Origin of the sequence: Pseudomonas sp. R5(2019) (assembly GCF_009905435.1) — a bacterium.
Taxonomy (GTDB): Bacteria; Pseudomonadota; Gammaproteobacteria; order Pseudomonadales; family Pseudomonadaceae; genus Aquipseudomonas.
The window spans coordinates 207,753-223,523 of the sequence record NZ_JAAAMT010000001.1; the positions used below are offsets into that span (position 1 = coordinate 207,753).

The following is a 15,771-nucleotide window of genomic DNA, read 5'->3' on the forward strand; positions in this document are numbered from 1 at the left end:
CCGTGTTCGTGCAGTGATTGATCAAGCGCTGTGCAGCAGCTCGGCGTAGGCCTGCAAATGGTGATCGTCATCACCCAACTGGTGACCCAGCATCACCAACCTTTTGGCGTGATGGGCCAGGTTGTATTCCCAGGTCATGCCGATACCGCCGTGCAATTGGATCGCTTGCTCGGCGATCAGCCTCGCCGCGCGGACCACCACAAATTTGGCGGCGGCCAGTTGCCGGCTGCGTTCGTCGCTATCGGCCTGATCGGCCACGCAGGCGGCAAGGATTGCCATGGAGGTGGCCATTTCCAGCTCGCCGCGCATGTCGGCCATGCGGTGCTGCAACACCTGGAACTTGCCGATTGGCGCGCCGAACTGCTTGCGCGTTTTGAGGTAGTCGAGGGTCAGGCGAAAGGCTTCCTGCATGCCGCCAATGGCTTCGGCGCACTGCCCGGCAATGGCGCGACCCTGCTGATAACGCAAGGCCGGCAAGGCCTCGCCGACGTTGCCGAGCAAAGCCCCCCGGGCCACAAAGACATCGTCGAGGATCAGGTCGCTGGCACGCGGGCCATCGATGCAGGGGTAATCGCGACGCTGCAACCCGTGGGCTTGCGCCTCGACCAGGAACAAGCTGATGCCTTGGTCGCAACGCGCATCACCGCCGGTGCGCGCCGAAACCAGGATCAACCCTGCACTGGCAGCGCCAACCACTGCAATCTTGCGTCCGGACAGACACCAACCACCCTCGACCGGGCGCGCTTGGGTCTGCACATCGTGCAACTGGTAGTGGCTTTGCAGTTCTTCCAAAGCCACCGCCATTTGCAGCGAGCCTTCAGCCACTTGCGGCAACAGGTCTGCCTGCTGGCTGGCATCGCCCAGTTGCTGCAGCAGACCGGCTGCGTGAATCTGCGACGGCAAGAACGGCTCCAGGCACAGGTTGCGACCGAGCTCGGTCATGATCAGCATATTGTCCACGCCAGTACCGCCAAAGCCGCCATGTTCCTGGGCAATCGGCACCGAACACAGGCCCAGTTCGGCCATCTGGTTCCAGAACGCCGGACTCATGCCGGCTTCGCTGTGGTAGTAGCTTTCGCGGGCTTCGAAGCTGTAGTGATCGCGGGCCAGTCGGGTCACGGTGTCTTGCAGCATCTGCTGCTCGGAGCTGAGTGTGAAGTCCATTGCGTACCTCCTTAAAGCTCAAGAATCATCTTGGCGATAATGTTCTTCTGAATTTCATTGGAGCCGCCGTAGATAGACAGCTTGCGCAGGTTGAAATACTGGCTGGCGGGGGCGGCGCTGTAGTCGGTGTGCAGCGGGGCGCCTGTGAAGTCGTCGTGCAGTTGCGCTTCGACGAAAGGCAACGCCTTGGCGCCCAGCGCTTTACGCAGCAAGTGGCTGATGGCCTGGCGGATTTCCGAGCCTTTGATTTTCAGGATCGAACTTTCGGCGCCGGGCACGCCTCCGGCCTGGGCTGCCGCGAGGATGCGCAGGGTGCTCATCTCGATGGCCAGCAGCTGAATCTCCACCTCGGCAACCTGCAAGCGAAACTGTGGGTCCTCCAGCAATGGCCGACCGTTGCGCAGTTCCTGCAGGGCGACCTGCTTGAGGTGCGCCAGTGCGGCCTTGGATTGGCCGATGCCAGCCTGCCCGGTGCGCTCGTGGGTCAGCAGGTATTTGGCGCAGGTCCAGCCCTGGTTCTCTTCACCTACCAGGTTTTCCACCGGCACGCGGACGTTGTCGAAGAACACTTCGTTGACCTCATGCTCGCCTTCGAGCGTGATGATCGGGCGAACGCTGATGCCGGGCGTGGTCATGTCGATCAGCAGGAAGGAAATACCCCGCTGCTGCTGAGCTTCGCTGTCAGTACGCACCAGGCAGAAAATCATGTTGGCGTGCTGGCCGAGGGTGGTCCAGGTCTTCTGACCGTTGACCACATAGTGGTCGCCCTCGCGCACCGCGCGAGTCTTGAGGCTGGCCAGGTCCGAACCTGCGCCTGGTTCGGAATAGCCCTGGCACCACCAGTGTTCGCCGCAAAGGATGCGTGGAAGGTAATACGCCTGCTGCGCCGGGCTGCCGAATTTCATGATCACCGGCGCAACCATATTGACGCCGAAGGAAATCAGGCGCGGCGCACCGAAGGCGGCGCACTCCTCCTCGAAAATATGTTTTTGCACCACGCCCCAACCGGTGCCACCAAAGGTCACCGGCCAATTGGCCGCGTACCAGCCGCGGCGGGCGAGGATGCGCTGCCAGCGTTGGTGGTCGTCCTTGCTCAGACGCTTGCCCAGGCGAACTTTGGTGGCGATGTCTGCCGGCAGCGCGTCACGAAGAAAGGCACGCACCTCGGTGCGGAACTCAAGCTCGGCAGGTGTGTAGTGGATGTCCATGCAAAGTCCTCGATCGATGGTCAGGCCAACACCAGGCTGGCTGTGGAATCAGCTTTAGCGGTTCTTGGCCGCCTGGCGCCGGGCAAAGAAGTCTTCGATCAGCGCCGCGCGCTGGGGCGATGCCATGCATTCGAGAAACAGTGCGCGCTCGCGCTGCAGGCCTTCGATCAATGGCACCCGGGTCGCCGCTTCGACTGCAGCAAGGCAGCGCGGCGCCGAGAACGAATCAGGTTCGGTTCGGGAGATTACGCTGCGCCGGGCCTCAATCAATGCGCTGGCCTCGGCAGGCGCCGTTGGCATCTTCATCTGGCCGACGCGCCGCACTGAGGCCCGCTCGGCCAACAGTTGCCGTGCATGCTGGAGGCCTGCGACCAGTGGTTCATCGTCGAACAGTGCGTCTACAAGACCGAGCCCCAACGCTTGGACCGCCTCGATCGGCTCACCCGTGATGATCATGTCCAGCGCGTTTTCCACACCCACCAGACGCGGCAGGCGCTGGGTGCCGCCGCCACCGGGCAGCAAACCCAGACGGGTTTCCGGCAAGCCGAGCCGGGTGGCACCGTGGGCAATGCGGTAGTGACAGGCCAGGGCAATTTCCAGCCCACCGCCCAGCACTGAACCGTGCATCACCGCCAGCGAAGGCTTGCTGCAGTTTTCGATAGCCAAGGTCAGTTCTTGCAGGATCGGCGCCTGGGCAGGCTGGCCGAACTCGCGAATATCGGCGCCGGCGATAAAGGTCTTGCCCTCGCAATAGAGCATGATCAATTCGACTTGCTCGTCCTGCTCGGCCTCTAAAAAGGCTTCCAGCAACCCGGCGCGCACGGCGTGTCCAAGGGCGTTGACCGGTGGGTTGTCGACCCGGATCAAGGCCACGCCTGCCTCGCGGGTCATTTGCACGGCTGAAGTCATCGGACAGTTCCTCTTCTTGTTTTTATGCGGCTTGCCAATCAATCGCGCTTATCAGCGATGGGTCCACACCGGCTTGCGCTTCTGGGCGAATGCCTGCATGCCTTCCTTCTGGTCCTGACTGGCAAAACTGGCGTGCATCAAGCGCCGCTCGAACTGCACGCCCTCGGCCAGGGTGGTTTCGAAGGCACGGTTGACCGCTTCTTTATTGAGTTTCACCGCGAGGGCCGGGTGACCGGCGATTTGCGCGGCCACGGCCAAGGCTTCATCAAGAAGATCGGCCAGGGGCACCACACGGCTGATCAACCCGAGTCGCTCGGCTTCATCAACCTCCATGAAGCGTCCGGTCAGGCACAGGTCCATGGCCTTGGCCTTGCCGATGGCGCGGGTCAAGCGCTGGGTACCGCCGGCGCCGGGCAACGTGCCGACCTTGACTTCGGGCTGGCCGAAACGGGCGTTGTCGGCAGCGATGACCATGTCGCACATCATCGCCAGCTCGCAGCCACCACCCAGCGCCAGGCCGGCAACCGCGGCGATCACCGGTTTGCGACAGCGGGTGACGGTTTCCCAGTTGGCCGTGACGAAATCCTCCAGGTACACATCGGCAAAGCCCTTGAACTGCAATTCGCTGAGGTCGGCACCGGCCGCGAAGGCTTTGTCGTTACCGGTAATGACGATGGCCCGAGTCTGGTCATCAGCCTCAAAGGCCAGCAGCGCCTGGCCCAGCTCGGTCATCAAGGCGTCATTGAGGGCGTTATAGACAGCCGGGCGATTCAGACGGATCAGGCCGACGGCCGCACGCTGCTCGACAAGGATATTCAGGAAAGCCATGTCACCTACCTCTTGTTATCCGGGAATGGCTTCGAATATATCCACAGAAAAATATAAAGACAACATGTTGACATATTAATTTTGAAAGCCTTATCTTCATCTCATCAAAAGGGCAATACCAGACTGTTAGAGAACAACAACTACAACCCTTAAGAGTCGACACACACAAATGAACACCTGGACAGGCACATCAGCAGATCGTCATCGGCAAACGCCCATCAACAGCGCACAGAATGACAGTATCATTACAGACTTCTGGGGCGCGCAGCTTGTTCGAGGCGCAGATTGCCGCGCCCTGTCGAGCTACCAGGCTGGCGAGAACACCCCCGTCTCGTTTACCTACGGTGAATTGGATGCCGTGGTGACCCGCATGGCTGCCGGTCTGGCCGGCCTGGGCGTGGAAAAAGGCAGCGTGGTGTCCTGCCAATTGCCGAACGGGTGGCAGATGACGGCCTTGTTCCTGGCCTGTGCCCGCATCGGTGCCGTGTTCAACCCGTTGATGCCGATTTTTCGGGAGCGCGAGCTGCGCTTCATGCTCGGTCATGCCTGCAGTCATCTGCTGGTCGTGCCGCAGCACTTCCGCGGTTTCGATTACGCCAGCATGGCCGAAGGCTTGCGCACCGACCTGCCGGAACTGCGCCATGTGCTGGTGATTGGCGGGGACGGCGACAACAGCTTTGAACAGCAACTGCTCCACCGGGAATGGGAAAAGAACTGCGATGTCACGGCTCTGTTCGCCCAACGTCGTCCGCATGCCGATGACATCATTCAGTTGCTGTTTACTTCCGGCACCACTGGTGAACCCAAAGGGGTGCTGCACACCTCCAAGACCCTGTTGAGCAACATCATTCCTTATGCCGAGCGCCTGGGGCTTGGCCACGAAGACATTATCTTCATGGCCTCGCCCATGGCTCACCAGACCGGTTTTCTCTACGGAATGTTGATGCCCATCTACCTCGGCGCGGCGGCGGTGCTGCAGGACGTCTGGGATGCGCGCACGGCAATCAGGATCGCTGCCGCCGAGCGCCCAACCTTTACGATGGCCTCGACGCCGTTTCTCGCCGATTTGATCGAGCTCGCGCCGGACAATGGTGACGCACTGTCGAGCCTGCGTATTTTTGTTTCGGCCGGCGCGCCCATTCCGGAAAGCCTGGTGGAAAAGGCTGGCAACAGCATCAACGCGAAAATCATCTCGGCCTGGGGCATGACCGAAACCGGCGCTTGCACCATGACGCGTCCGCAGGACGATCCCGAGCGGGCCATTTACACCGACGGCGTGGCCCTGCCCCTTGTGGAGGTGCGGGTGGTCGACGATGCCGGGCATGAAGTTCCAGCCGGCAGCGAAGGCCATCTTCAGGTCTGCGGCGCGAGCCTGTTCGTGGGTTACCTCAAACGCCCCGATCTATACAGCGTCGACGCCCAGGGCTGGTTCGCCACCGGCGATCTGGCCCGCATGGATGCCCAGGGCTATATCCGCATCACCGGGCGAACCAAGGATGTGGTCATCCGCGGTGGCGAAAACATCCCGGTAGTAGAAGTCGAGAACCTGCTCTACAAGCACCCGGCCATTTCGGCGGTGGCACTTGTCGGTTGCCCCGACGAGCGTCTCGGTGAACGTGTCTGCGCCTACGTCACCTTGCATGACGGTTATACGAACCTGAGCCTCGATGACGCGGTGACCTTCCTGCTCGAACACAACCTGTCGCGCAACTACTTGCCCGAGTACCTGGAAGTGCTGCCTGCCCTGCCCCGCACGCCCTCCGGAAAGATTCAGAAATTCAAGCTGCATGAGCGGGCCGCGAGCATTCGCATCGACCCGGCCAAGCGTCGCTGATCCACACACTCGAAACACGCAACTCAACTGACTTGGAGAATGCCCCTATGAAAGGCCTTAGTGGAAAAACCGTGATCATCACCGGCGGTGGCGGCGGCATCGGTCGCGCCGTCTGCCAGCGCTTCGCTGCCGAGGGTAGCCTGGTTGCCGTGCTTGATCGCGACAGCGCCGCTGCGCAAACCACCGTCGACCTGATCCGCGAAGCCGGTGGCAAAGCAGTCGCTTACGCCGCCGACATCGCCGACTACGCCGCCATCACCAAAACCGTGGCCGTCATCGAAAAAGACTTGGGGGTGCCGACAGTCTTGGTCAACAACGCCGGCTTCGACCGTTTCATGCCGTTCCTCAAGACCGAGCCAAAGCTGTGGGAACAGCTGATTTCGATCAACCTGACCGGTGCCCTGAACATGCACCACGTGGTGCTACCGAAAATGCTCGAGGCCGGTGGTGGCAAAGTCATCAACGTTGCCTCCGATGCCGCCCGCGTCGGTTCTTCCGGCGAGGCGGTCTACGCAGCTTGCAAGGCAGGCCTGGTGGGCTTGAGCAAAACCCTGGCACGGGAGCTGGCGACCAAGAACATCAATGTGAACGTGGTCTGCCCCGGCCCTACCGACACTGCGCTACTCAAAAGCGTGGCTGAAACCTCCAGCAACCCGGAAAAGCTCCTCGAAGCTTTCAAGAATGCCGTGCCGATGCGTCGCCTCGGCCAGCCGGAAGACTATCCGGGAATCATCGCCCTGCTCGCCAGCGACGATGCCAACTTCATCACCGGTCAAGTGATCAGCGTGTCCGGCGGCCTGACGATGGCTGGCTAAGCCAGGCGATTATCAAATGGGAGAGCATGCAATGAACTACGAAGACATCCTGTACCAAGAACTCAACGGCGTCGCGACCATTACCATCAACCGTCCCGAGCGCTACAACGCATTCCGCGGCCAGACCTGCATGGAGCTGCTTGACGCTTTCAACCGTGCTGGCTGGAACAAGGAAATCGGCGTCATCGTCTTCACCGGTGCTGGCGACAAGGCGTTCTGCACCGGTGGCGACCAAGGCGCCCATGAAGGCCAGTACGACGGTCGCGGCCTGATCGGTCTGCCGGTTGAAGAATTGCAAAACCTGATCCGCGAAGTGCCCAAGCCAGTGATTGCCCGGGTCAACGGCTTTGCCATCGGCGGCGGGCACGTACTGCACGTGGTCTGCGACCTGAGCATCGCCTCCGACAAAGCGGTGTTCGGCCAGGTCGGCCCCAAGGTCGGCTCGGTCGACCCGGGCTACGGCACCGCCTACCTGTCGCGCCTGATTGGCGAAAAACGTGCCCGCGAGATCTGGTACCTGTGCCGCAAGTACAGCGCCCAGCAGGCGCTGGACTGGGGGCTGGTCAACGCCGTGGTACCCCACGAGCAGCTTGATGAAGAAGTACAGAAGTGGTGCGAGGAAATTCTCGAGAAGAGCCCGACCGCGCTCTCCATCGCCAAGCGCTCGTTCAATGCCGACAGCGCCAATATCGGAGGTATCGGCGGCCTCGGCATGCAGGCCCTGAGCCTGTACTACGACACCGAGGAGTCAAAGGAAGGCGTCGCCGCGTTCAAGGAAAAGCGCAAGCCCGAGTTCCGTAAATTCTACAAATGAGCCCTGCGCCGGCAGCCATCCTGCTGCCGGCACAGCACCCCAATGGCCTGGAGAGCATCATGAATTTCGCATTCACAGAACAACAAAATGCCATCCGCGAAAGCGTTGCACGATTCAGCGCTGACGTCCTCGCCCCCGGTTACCGCCAACGGGATCGCGATGGCCGCATCGAGCGCGAAGTCATTGCCCAAATGGGCGAAATGGGCCTGCTCGGCGGGGAGCTGCCGGAAGAATTCGGCGGCAGCGGGCTGGACTGTGTCACCGCCGGCCTGATCATCGAAGAACTGGCCCGTGGCGACTTCAATGTGGCTTACATCCCGCTGCTGACTTCGCTAAACGGCCAGATCATCGCCCAATACGCCGAATCCTCGCTGGCCCGGGAATGGCTGAGCGAAATGACCGCCGGGCGCAAGGTCGCCTGCATCGCCCTGACCGAACCCAGCGGCGGATCGGATGCCGCCAGCCTGCGCCTGAAGGCCGAACTCAAGGGCGACGTTTATGTGCTCAACGGCGAGAAAACTTCCATCTCCATGGCCGACCAGGCCGACGTCGCCGTTGTCTTCGCCCGCACCGGAACCGTGGAGCAACGCGCCAGTGGTATCAGTGCGTTCCTGGTCCCCATGAACCTGCCGGGCATCAGCACCACCCGCTTCGACGACGCCGGCGAGCGTGCCATTGGCCGCGGCTCGATCTTCTTCGACAACGTCGAGGTGCCGGTCAACCATCGCCTCGGTGATGAGAACAAGGGATTCAAACAGGTTATGCAAGGCTTCGACTACAGCCGCGCCCTGATCGGTCTGCAGTGCCTGGCCCTGGCCCAGCAATCGCTGGATGAAACCTGGCAGTGGTTGACCGAGCGCAAAGCCTTCGGTCAGGCCTTGTCATCCTTCCAGGGTTTGACCCACCCACTGGCAGAATTGCAGACCTACGTGCATGCTGCCCGCCTGCAGTGCTATTACGCCTTGTGGCTCAAGGATAATAAGCTGCCACACAATGCCGAGGCGGCCATGAACAAGTGGTGGGGCCCGAAACTGGCGTTCGATGTGGTCAAGCAGTGTTTGCTGGCCCATGGGCACACCGGTTACGGCGAGGACCTGCCGTTCGCCCAGCGCTTGCGCGATGTACTTGGCCTGCAAATCGGTGACGGCACCGCGCAGATCATGAAAAATATCATCGCGCGCGAGTTTGTCCCTAACTGATGCCCTGTCTGCTCCGCCAGGCCGGGCTCTCATTCAATCGCGCTTGCCCTGACGGAGCCGACAAGGAACATTAATGAACAATAGCGATACCCGATCCGTACCCAATACGCTGTTTTTCCGGTTGTTCCAGACCGGCAACGTGCTGCAAAGGCAAGTCCAGAAAGAGATGGGCATCAGCACGGTGCAATGGGCCGTGCTCGGCGCACTGTCACGTAAACGTTATGAAGGCGGTATCTCGTTCTTTGAACTGACCGAGTACCTGTTCGTTAGTCGCCAGAGCCTGGACGGCGTGCTCAAGCGCATGGAACGCGACAACCATGTGCTACGCGTACCGCACCCGGATGACGGACGTGCGCGCCTGGTGCAATTGACCGATACCGGCCGGACATTCTGGGACTCTCTGCAGGAGCGGATCCAGACGTTTTACCAGCAGGCGTTGAAAGGCTTCAGTTTCGACGACAGCGTCAGCCTGCTGCATTACCTCAACAAGCTACAAGGCGACATGGCAGCTATATCGCTCGGCGACGAGCAACAAGACGACGAGGCGCAATAGGCTGATCCCAACCTTCCTGCCCTCGCCGAAGAGTCATTGTTCATAAAACCCTAAAACAGCCCCTTCCCGGGGCTGGCTGAACAACAAAAACAACTCACAGCAGGCAGGAACATCTCATCATGCGTACAGCCAATCCCGTCACCGGGCATATGGCCGGGCCGACTCGTGCCCGGTATTCCCTGAAAGTCCCATGTATCTCTGCATTATTGCTCACGACACAGGCCCACGCAGACCTGGTCGCCGATAGTCACTTGAGCCTGGAAACGCGAAATTTCTACATGAATCGTGACTACCGGGACGCTGGCTTGTTTGACGGCCCGCGCCATGATGGCAAACCCCAGAGCAAGGCAGAAGACTGGGCACAAGGCTTCATTTTGCGCGGTAACTTGGGATTTACCGAGGGTACGATAGGCGTTGGCCTGGATGTGCTGGGGTTGGTCGGCGTCAAGCTCGACTCGGGTGGAGGCAGCAGCGGCACCGGCGTCTTGCAGCGCAATCAGCGGACCGGCGAGCCCGTCGATGAGTACAACTTCCTGGCACCGACCGCCAAGCTCAAAGTCGCCAAGACGCTGGTCACCCTCGGTAACCACGAACCGGTGATGCCGGTGCTGTTTCGCAATGACACGCGCCTGCTGCCACAAACCTATCAGGGTGGTCAGGTCGTCTCCACCGACATCCAGAACCTGAGCCTCACTGCCGGACAGTTTCGCCAGGCCCATCAGCGCGACTCGTCCGACTACGAAGACATGCGCATGGCGGCCGACGGCTCCACCGGCGGCGTGCCCACCGACCGTTTCAACTATGCCGGCGCGACCTACGCTTTCCAGCCCAATCTCAGTGCCACGTTTTACCGCGCTGAACTGAAGGATAACTACAGCCAGAATGCCGCCAGCCTTCTGTACAAATCGACCCTGACCGAAAGCATCAACTTGAAGACTGACGTCCGCTACTTCGACAGCGATGACGAGGGCCAGACCAACGTCGACAACCGCTATCTGGGCGGCATGTTTACTTTGAGCAGCCGCGGTCATTCACTAGGCCTTGGTTATCAAAACCAAAGTGGCGACACCGGACTTCCCTATCTGTTGGTCGCCGACCCCTGGGCCTTGAACAATGGCACCTACCAACCCTTCGTCCGGGCCAGGGAAGACTCCTGGCAATTGCGCTACGACTATGACTTTGCCCCCATGGGCATGCCCGGACTGACACTGATGACGCGCTACATGCGAGGCGATGATTTCGATATTCGAGGCGTTGCCGCCAAAGAGTGGGAACGCAATACCGACATTGCCTACGTGATCCAGAGCGGGCCTTTACGAAACCTGAGCCTGCGCTGGCGCAACGTCACTTATCGCGGCAGCGAAACGACGGATGTCGATGAAAATCGCCTGATCGTCGCTTACACGTTCAGGTTCTGGTAATCGCTGCTGGCGCTCAAGCGCGAGTCGCATCACACACCCGTGCTGAACGTTTCGCAGCCGACTTGCCGCCACCGCAGACGAGTGACCCGGTCGAACAAATGGCCCATCGCCTGAGCACGCAAGATGGCCGAGCGCTGTACAAGCTGCGCAAGCAAACGGTCGAGCCAGTGTTTGGCATCATCAAGCGGGTAATGGGTTGGCGGCAGATGAGCATGCGCGGACTGGTCAAAGCCCAATGCGAATGGAGTTTGGTGACCATGGCCTGGAACATCAAACGCTTGCATGTGCTGCGCACGGTATAACCGGTAGAAAAGTGCGCCCTGACGGCAGCCCCCCAGAGGCTCAGGCGCGCAAACACGCCGCTCCAGTACCGCGCCCATCAACTCGTGGGGAAAGGAGCGGCGCCTCGTCAGAAAACGCCTTGCTCCGGATCTACAGTCTCCCTCTTGCCGTGGGCAAGTCCGACAGGCTCCTAGAGCGATGGCACCAACCACACCGGCGGCGGCAATGAGCATGAAGTTCTGTTCCAGAGGGTGGTTAAGGGTAACGATAAACCCGATCAGAACCGGTGCCAGAATGCCCCCCAGCCGGCCGACGCCTGAAGCGACGCCAACCCCCGTGGAACGAATTCCTGCCGGGTAGAACTGACCGCAATAAGCGTAGGCAACAATCTGAGCCCCCGTCGTGCACGCGCCAACCACCCCAACAATGAAGTACAGACAATCGGTGGATACCTTGAAGGTCATAAGGTATGAGAAACACAGAACCGATCGAGTACATGGCGACCAGCACCCATTTGATATGAAACCGGTCAGCCAGCCAGCCGCCGACCACACATCCTGCCACCGCTCCAACGTTCAAAGCGACCACGAAACTCAGGGCAGAGCCAATACTGTAGCCAGACATCGCCATTAGCTTCGTCAGCCATGTGCTCAGGGAGTAGATCATGAACAAACCGGTGAAGAACGCGATCCAGAACATCAGCGTGCTGATACCCCGCCCCTCTTTGAACAACTGAGTGATTGGCGCACCGGCATCAGGCTTCATGACCGGCAAGCTGAAAGATTGATCAGGGCTCAGACAACCCGGGTGTCAATTTGCGCGATGATTGTGCGCAGTGCCTGCGTGTCCTGACGTCGCACCAGCACCGTCAGCGATTCCGGCATGAACTTCAGGATGAATGGGATCAGAATGACCGGCACACCCGCTGCGAAGAACACGATTTTCCAACCAAACTCCACGATGAACTGTTTACCGATAACGGCCGCAATAATTCCACCTATCGCGTAGCCCGAAAACATCACCGTGGTCATTAGGTTCTGTACGAAATCCCTCGAAAACTCACAGCGACCTCTCGGACGCTGAAATTCTGTAATGTTCGCAGCCATCGAAGGAAAGGAACCCGCTGATGGCAATCAGGTATGAACTTTCGGATGCGGCCTGGGATTTGGTCGCCGACCTTTTTATGGAAACCCGTCGGACTGGCCGGCCCAGGGGTGATGATCGCCTGATGCTCAACGGCGTGCTCTGGGTGCTCCGCTCCGGAGCAGCCTGGCGGGATATGCCTGAGCATTTCGGCCCTTGGTCAACGGTTTATCAGCGGTTTCGCGATTGGCGCAACCGAGGAACGTTCGACCAAATGCTCAAGCGGTTGCACGTCAAACTCAACGAGCAAGGCCTGATCGATCTGCAAACGTGGATGATCGATTCGACCGCAGTACGCGCAACCCGAGCCTCATCAGGTGCTGGAAAAAAAGGGGCCTGATGAACCTAGTGACCATGCGCTAGGCCGCAGTCGTGGAGGCCTGACGACTAAAATTCACATGCTGTGCGATGCCAATGGCGTGCCGTTGCGCTTCCTGCTTCCTGGCGGACAGGCAAGTGACATTGCCTACGCCCAGCCACTACTCGATGAAGTTTGCATCCCCAGTCTGCGCGGGCGTCCCCGCAAGCGCTGCCGTTGGCTACTCGCCGACAAGGTCTATGCCGCCGAAGCTCTGCGTCGCTATTGCGACCACTACCGAATACAGCCTGTGATCCCGTTGCGCACCATGAAACGAAAGCCAAAGCCCGGCTTGCCCAGACTGTTTGATCGACCCAAGTACCGGCAGCGCAACATCATTGAGCGCATGTTCGGCTGGCTGAAGGAGAACCGCCGCATCGTCACACGCTTCGACAAGCTCGCGAAAAGTTTTGCGGCGATGGTCTCACTGGCTTGTGCCATGCGGTGTTTGCGACAGCACTTTTCGTACATAGCCTAGTAACAATCCTGTCAATTTGTTTCCGGCATTGACATCCAGAAACAACAATGAAAGTATCAGTCGCGAGTAAGGATCGTACTCATTTCAATCAATAACATTATAAACGCTCAAGGGATTAGCATGTTTCATACCGCAGCTATAAATACGTCTACTCTTCCGCTTACCTTTTCCTCTAAAGCACTCCGCGCATTATCAGCTTCCGCTCAACACCGTTACAGCGATAGATATCATTACGTCCTCGGCACGAGCCAGTCCCTCGCTGGCTGACGATCGCTCGATATAACGAAAAATCTACGGCATAACTTTTAGTTATGCGCTTACCTATACGCCGTTCGTTTCCACCTCCGAAACGCGCGAAGAACTTTATTTACCAAAGTGAATAAACATCGACACATCGAGCAACTCACGCACCGCCATTAACAGGTATTAACCACCATTTCCTGCACGCTCGACCCTTATTGATCGAGTGGTCTATTGAAGGCATATTATGAAAAATATCGTGATGATCGGCGGACATGATGAAACTTTCATGCACTATGGTGGCTTGGGTTTTGATTTCACCGTATTGCAACTTCCTGACTCGGTTGGCCCCAACCTCACAGCACTGACCGACAAGATTCACCTTGTCAGTGATTTCTCCGAAGCCACCGTTCTCGACAAAATGGATGAGATCCTAATAACCCAACAAGTTGAATTAATTTTTTCATTCACCGAAGACGGGTTGCTGCCAGCGGCACGCGCCAGCCAACGTTATGCGATTGCCGGCATGGACTTCGACACCTGCGAAATGTGCATCGACAAGTCCTTGATGCGCACCAAGCTTGAAAACACCGAATTCGCCGTCAATAGTGAAACCTGCAGAACACGCGCCGACGTCGAACGTTTTTTCAGCCGCCGTACAGGCGCAATCGTCCTGAAAGACCCGAAGGGCTCCGGGAGCGAAAACGTCTTCATCATTAAAGACGCTACGTCCCTGCACAGTACGCTGGAAGGACTGCCTCAGGAAAATTTCGTCATGCTGGCGGAAGAGTTCCTGAACGGTCGGGAAGTCAGCGTCGAAACACTGACCATCGATTCGCAACACCGTGTCCTCGCCGTTACCAACAAACAGCTGTACCAAACATCCCTTGCAGAAGAGCAGCACATCATCTCGCCGGACAATCTCGACAGCGACACGCTCAAGCAACTGAGTCGTTATTGCGAGCGATTATTAATTGCTATCAACCATAAACACGGCCCCTGCCATATTGAGGTGACCATCGCGGATGGACAGTTTCATCTGATAGAGATCAACAACCGGGTCGGTGGCGATTACATCGGTCTGCTGGTTGAGCTGACAACAGGCGTTAATCTGTTCAGGGAAACATTGCAATTCCACAGCTGTGCAGTCGAAACAACTACTTCCGAACAACCGGTACGTTACGAATTCGCCGGCTCTCATCTTTTTTATGAACCGCTGGATACGGAGCTTCTCAAGGATTACTTACAGGAAGTGGATATTATCAGGCTGGTCATGGGCGAGGCCAATCCACCGTTGGGCAGGCCACACACCAATGATGACAAAGTCGGCCTGGTGGTTATCGCCAGCCATGATCGCAAAAGGTTCTACACCGCCATTGATCATCTGAACAGGCTAAGTTCCGCACACTAATTTATTAACAAAAGGAACAGCAGATATGGAAGTCATCTCCCGGAACGATATCGAAACCCTCAACAGCGTTGTGGTGAATGGCGACTTGCACGATTTGGGCGTTGTAAAAATATTCTCCCAGCATCCTGCGTTGGCTGAGTTCATTCCGTCCCAAAGTGAGCTGGTCATCAGTTGGGTTCGGCTCGAAAAGGATCAGGAACTGTCAGTTCACCAACATCCCGAAGCGAGCCTGATCCTGATTTGTGACGGCTCGGGGAAAACCCTGGGGGCGACCGAACGCAATATAGAAGCTGGTGATATGGTGTTGGTGCCGCCCCACTCCTTGCATGGTTTCAAAGGCACCCACCAGGGTTTCTGGGCGCTGTCCATCCAGTTCAACGGCAAGGCCCTGTACGAAGATACCACGCGACCGAACGTCGTCTTCAAACCTCAGGAAACAGACACTGCGAAGCCCGCCGATGTGCTGTTGCGCGATAACGAGGCATATCTGGATAGCTTCAAGAACAGCCGACTGTTGTCGCTGGTCAATTCGCCGTCAATCGATCAGCCCGAAGTGCGCGAAAAACTCCTCGACTGCCTACAGACTTGGTCAGACATGTTTCAGGACCTGCTGCATATCCGCGTGGCGATGACGCGTGACCCTGCGCACAAGAAAATTGCCCTTGAGCACCTGGTGGAAGAACTGGGGCATAACAACAACCTGCGCAATCAGCGCGATGCTCACCATTCGCCCGTCTCGGATGCCGCCTTTCATTCCACCATGGAATGGTTCAGGCATCAGATGCTCTACAAGAGCGACATGGTCAAGACGCTGTTGATGCACGTCGTACTGGAAGGCAGCGGTGAGATTTTTCATAGCGAGGCCGCTCGGGTATTCGCCAGCATGCCGCACTTCCAGGAACATGGTGAAGACGATGGCAGCCACGTCAGCATGGGCATAGAACTGCTGAACCAGGCGTCGCCAAAGGAAATCGAAGAGCTGCGTGAAACCCTGAGCGAAGGCTGGAACATGATCACCCTGCTGTGCGATCGATTTTCCGATATCGCCTGTTCGGATCACCCAGTGCGCGCAACACCCACCGTTCCTCAACCTGTGCCGGTATATAGCTGACCC

At 58.5% G+C, this 15,771-nt stretch carries 14 protein-coding genes and 1 pseudogene; 10 read left to right on the forward strand and 5 right to left on the reverse strand.

The genetic code is table 11. From position 1 onward, the window contains the following. Positions 1-21 precede the first annotated feature (21 nt). From GUY40_RS00975 to GUY40_RS00990, 4 genes are read right to left on the reverse strand one after another with little or no spacing between them, the layout of a single operon-like run. The gene (locus GUY40_RS00975) at positions 22-1,164 is read right to left on the reverse strand and encodes an acyl-CoA dehydrogenase family protein (protein ID WP_166567062.1); all 1,143 of its coding nucleotides are present in this window, start codon (positions 1,162-1,164) and stop codon (positions 22-24) included. A gap of 11 nt (positions 1,165-1,175) precedes the next feature. Beyond that, complete coding sequence (locus GUY40_RS00980) at positions 1,176-2,372, reverse strand: acyl-CoA dehydrogenase family protein (protein WP_166567063.1); 1,197 nt, start codon at positions 2,370-2,372, stop codon at positions 1,176-1,178. 54 nt (positions 2,373-2,426) lie between these two features. Further along, positions 2,427-3,281, reverse strand: a complete 855-nt coding sequence (locus GUY40_RS00985; protein ID WP_166567064.1) for an enoyl-CoA hydratase/isomerase family protein — start codon at positions 3,279-3,281, stop codon at positions 2,427-2,429. A gap of 51 nt (positions 3,282-3,332) precedes the next feature. Further along, a complete protein-coding gene (locus GUY40_RS00990) occupies positions 3,333-4,109 on the reverse strand; it encodes an enoyl-CoA hydratase (protein WP_166567065.1) in 777 nt (258 codons plus the stop codon). 169 nt (positions 4,110-4,278) lie between these two features. Between GUY40_RS00990 and GUY40_RS00995 the strand changes: the two genes are divergently transcribed. The 7 genes and pseudogenes from GUY40_RS00995 to GUY40_RS01025 all read left to right on the forward strand — a co-directional run. After that, the gene (locus tag GUY40_RS00995) at positions 4,279-5,943 is read left to right on the forward strand and encodes an AMP-binding protein (protein ID WP_166567066.1); all 1,665 of its coding nucleotides are present in this window, start codon (positions 4,279-4,281) and stop codon (positions 5,941-5,943) included. A 47-nt stretch (positions 5,944-5,990) separates the two neighbouring features. After that, entirely contained in the window at positions 5,991-6,758 is a 768-nt protein-coding gene (locus tag GUY40_RS01000) for an SDR family NAD(P)-dependent oxidoreductase (protein WP_166567067.1), read from the forward strand. A gap of 31 nt (positions 6,759-6,789) precedes the next feature. Next, positions 6,790-7,572: an enoyl-CoA hydratase-related protein gene (locus tag GUY40_RS01005; protein WP_019689441.1), complete on the forward strand. Its 783-nt coding sequence runs from the start codon at positions 6,790-6,792 to the stop codon at positions 7,570-7,572. 59 nt (positions 7,573-7,631) lie between these two features. Then, positions 7,632-8,771, forward strand: coding sequence for a cyclohexanecarboxyl-CoA dehydrogenase (gene aliB, locus GUY40_RS01010; protein ID WP_166567068.1), 1,140 nt, complete (start codon positions 7,632-7,634; stop codon positions 8,769-8,771). Between the two features lie 73 nt (positions 8,772-8,844). Continuing rightward, a complete protein-coding gene (locus tag GUY40_RS01015) occupies positions 8,845-9,324 on the forward strand; it encodes a MarR family winged helix-turn-helix transcriptional regulator (RefSeq protein WP_166567069.1) in 480 nt (159 codons plus the stop codon). Positions 9,325-9,443: 119 nt separating this feature from the next. Beyond that, entirely contained in the window at positions 9,444-10,745 is a 1,302-nt protein-coding gene (locus GUY40_RS01020; protein WP_166567070.1) for an OprD family porin, read from the forward strand. Positions 10,746-10,748: 3 nt separating this feature from the next. Next, positions 10,749-11,047: pseudogene (locus GUY40_RS01025) on the forward strand (transposase); the annotation flags it as partial. A 774-nt stretch (positions 11,048-11,821) separates the two neighbouring features. Here the strand turns inward: GUY40_RS01025 and GUY40_RS01030 are convergent. After that, positions 11,822-12,058: an MFS transporter gene (locus tag GUY40_RS01030; RefSeq protein WP_166567071.1), complete on the reverse strand. Its 237-nt coding sequence runs from the start codon at positions 12,056-12,058 to the stop codon at positions 11,822-11,824. A gap of 95 nt (positions 12,059-12,153) precedes the next feature. Between GUY40_RS01030 and GUY40_RS01035 the strand changes: the two genes are divergently transcribed. The 3 genes from GUY40_RS01035 (at position 12,154) to GUY40_RS01045 (ending at position 15,768) form a co-directional block, all read left to right on the forward strand. Beyond that, positions 12,154-13,006 (forward strand): IS5 family transposase gene (locus GUY40_RS01035; protein ID WP_166567072.1). Its coding sequence is split into 2 segments (ribosomal slippage): positions 12,154-12,507 and positions 12,509-13,006, totalling 852 coding nucleotides; the frame shifts between segments, so codons are not numbered across the junction. 487 nt (positions 13,007-13,493) lie between these two features. Further along, on the forward strand, positions 13,494-14,657 hold the full coding sequence (locus tag GUY40_RS01040) for an acetyl-CoA carboxylase biotin carboxylase subunit family protein (RefSeq protein ID WP_166567073.1): 1,164 nt from the start codon (positions 13,494-13,496) through the stop codon (positions 14,655-14,657). A gap of 25 nt (positions 14,658-14,682) precedes the next feature. Further along, the gene (locus GUY40_RS01045; RefSeq protein WP_166567074.1) at positions 14,683-15,768 is read left to right on the forward strand and encodes an AraC family ligand binding domain-containing protein; all 1,086 of its coding nucleotides are present in this window, start codon (positions 14,683-14,685) and stop codon (positions 15,766-15,768) included. Positions 15,769-15,771: the final 3 nt, after the last annotated feature.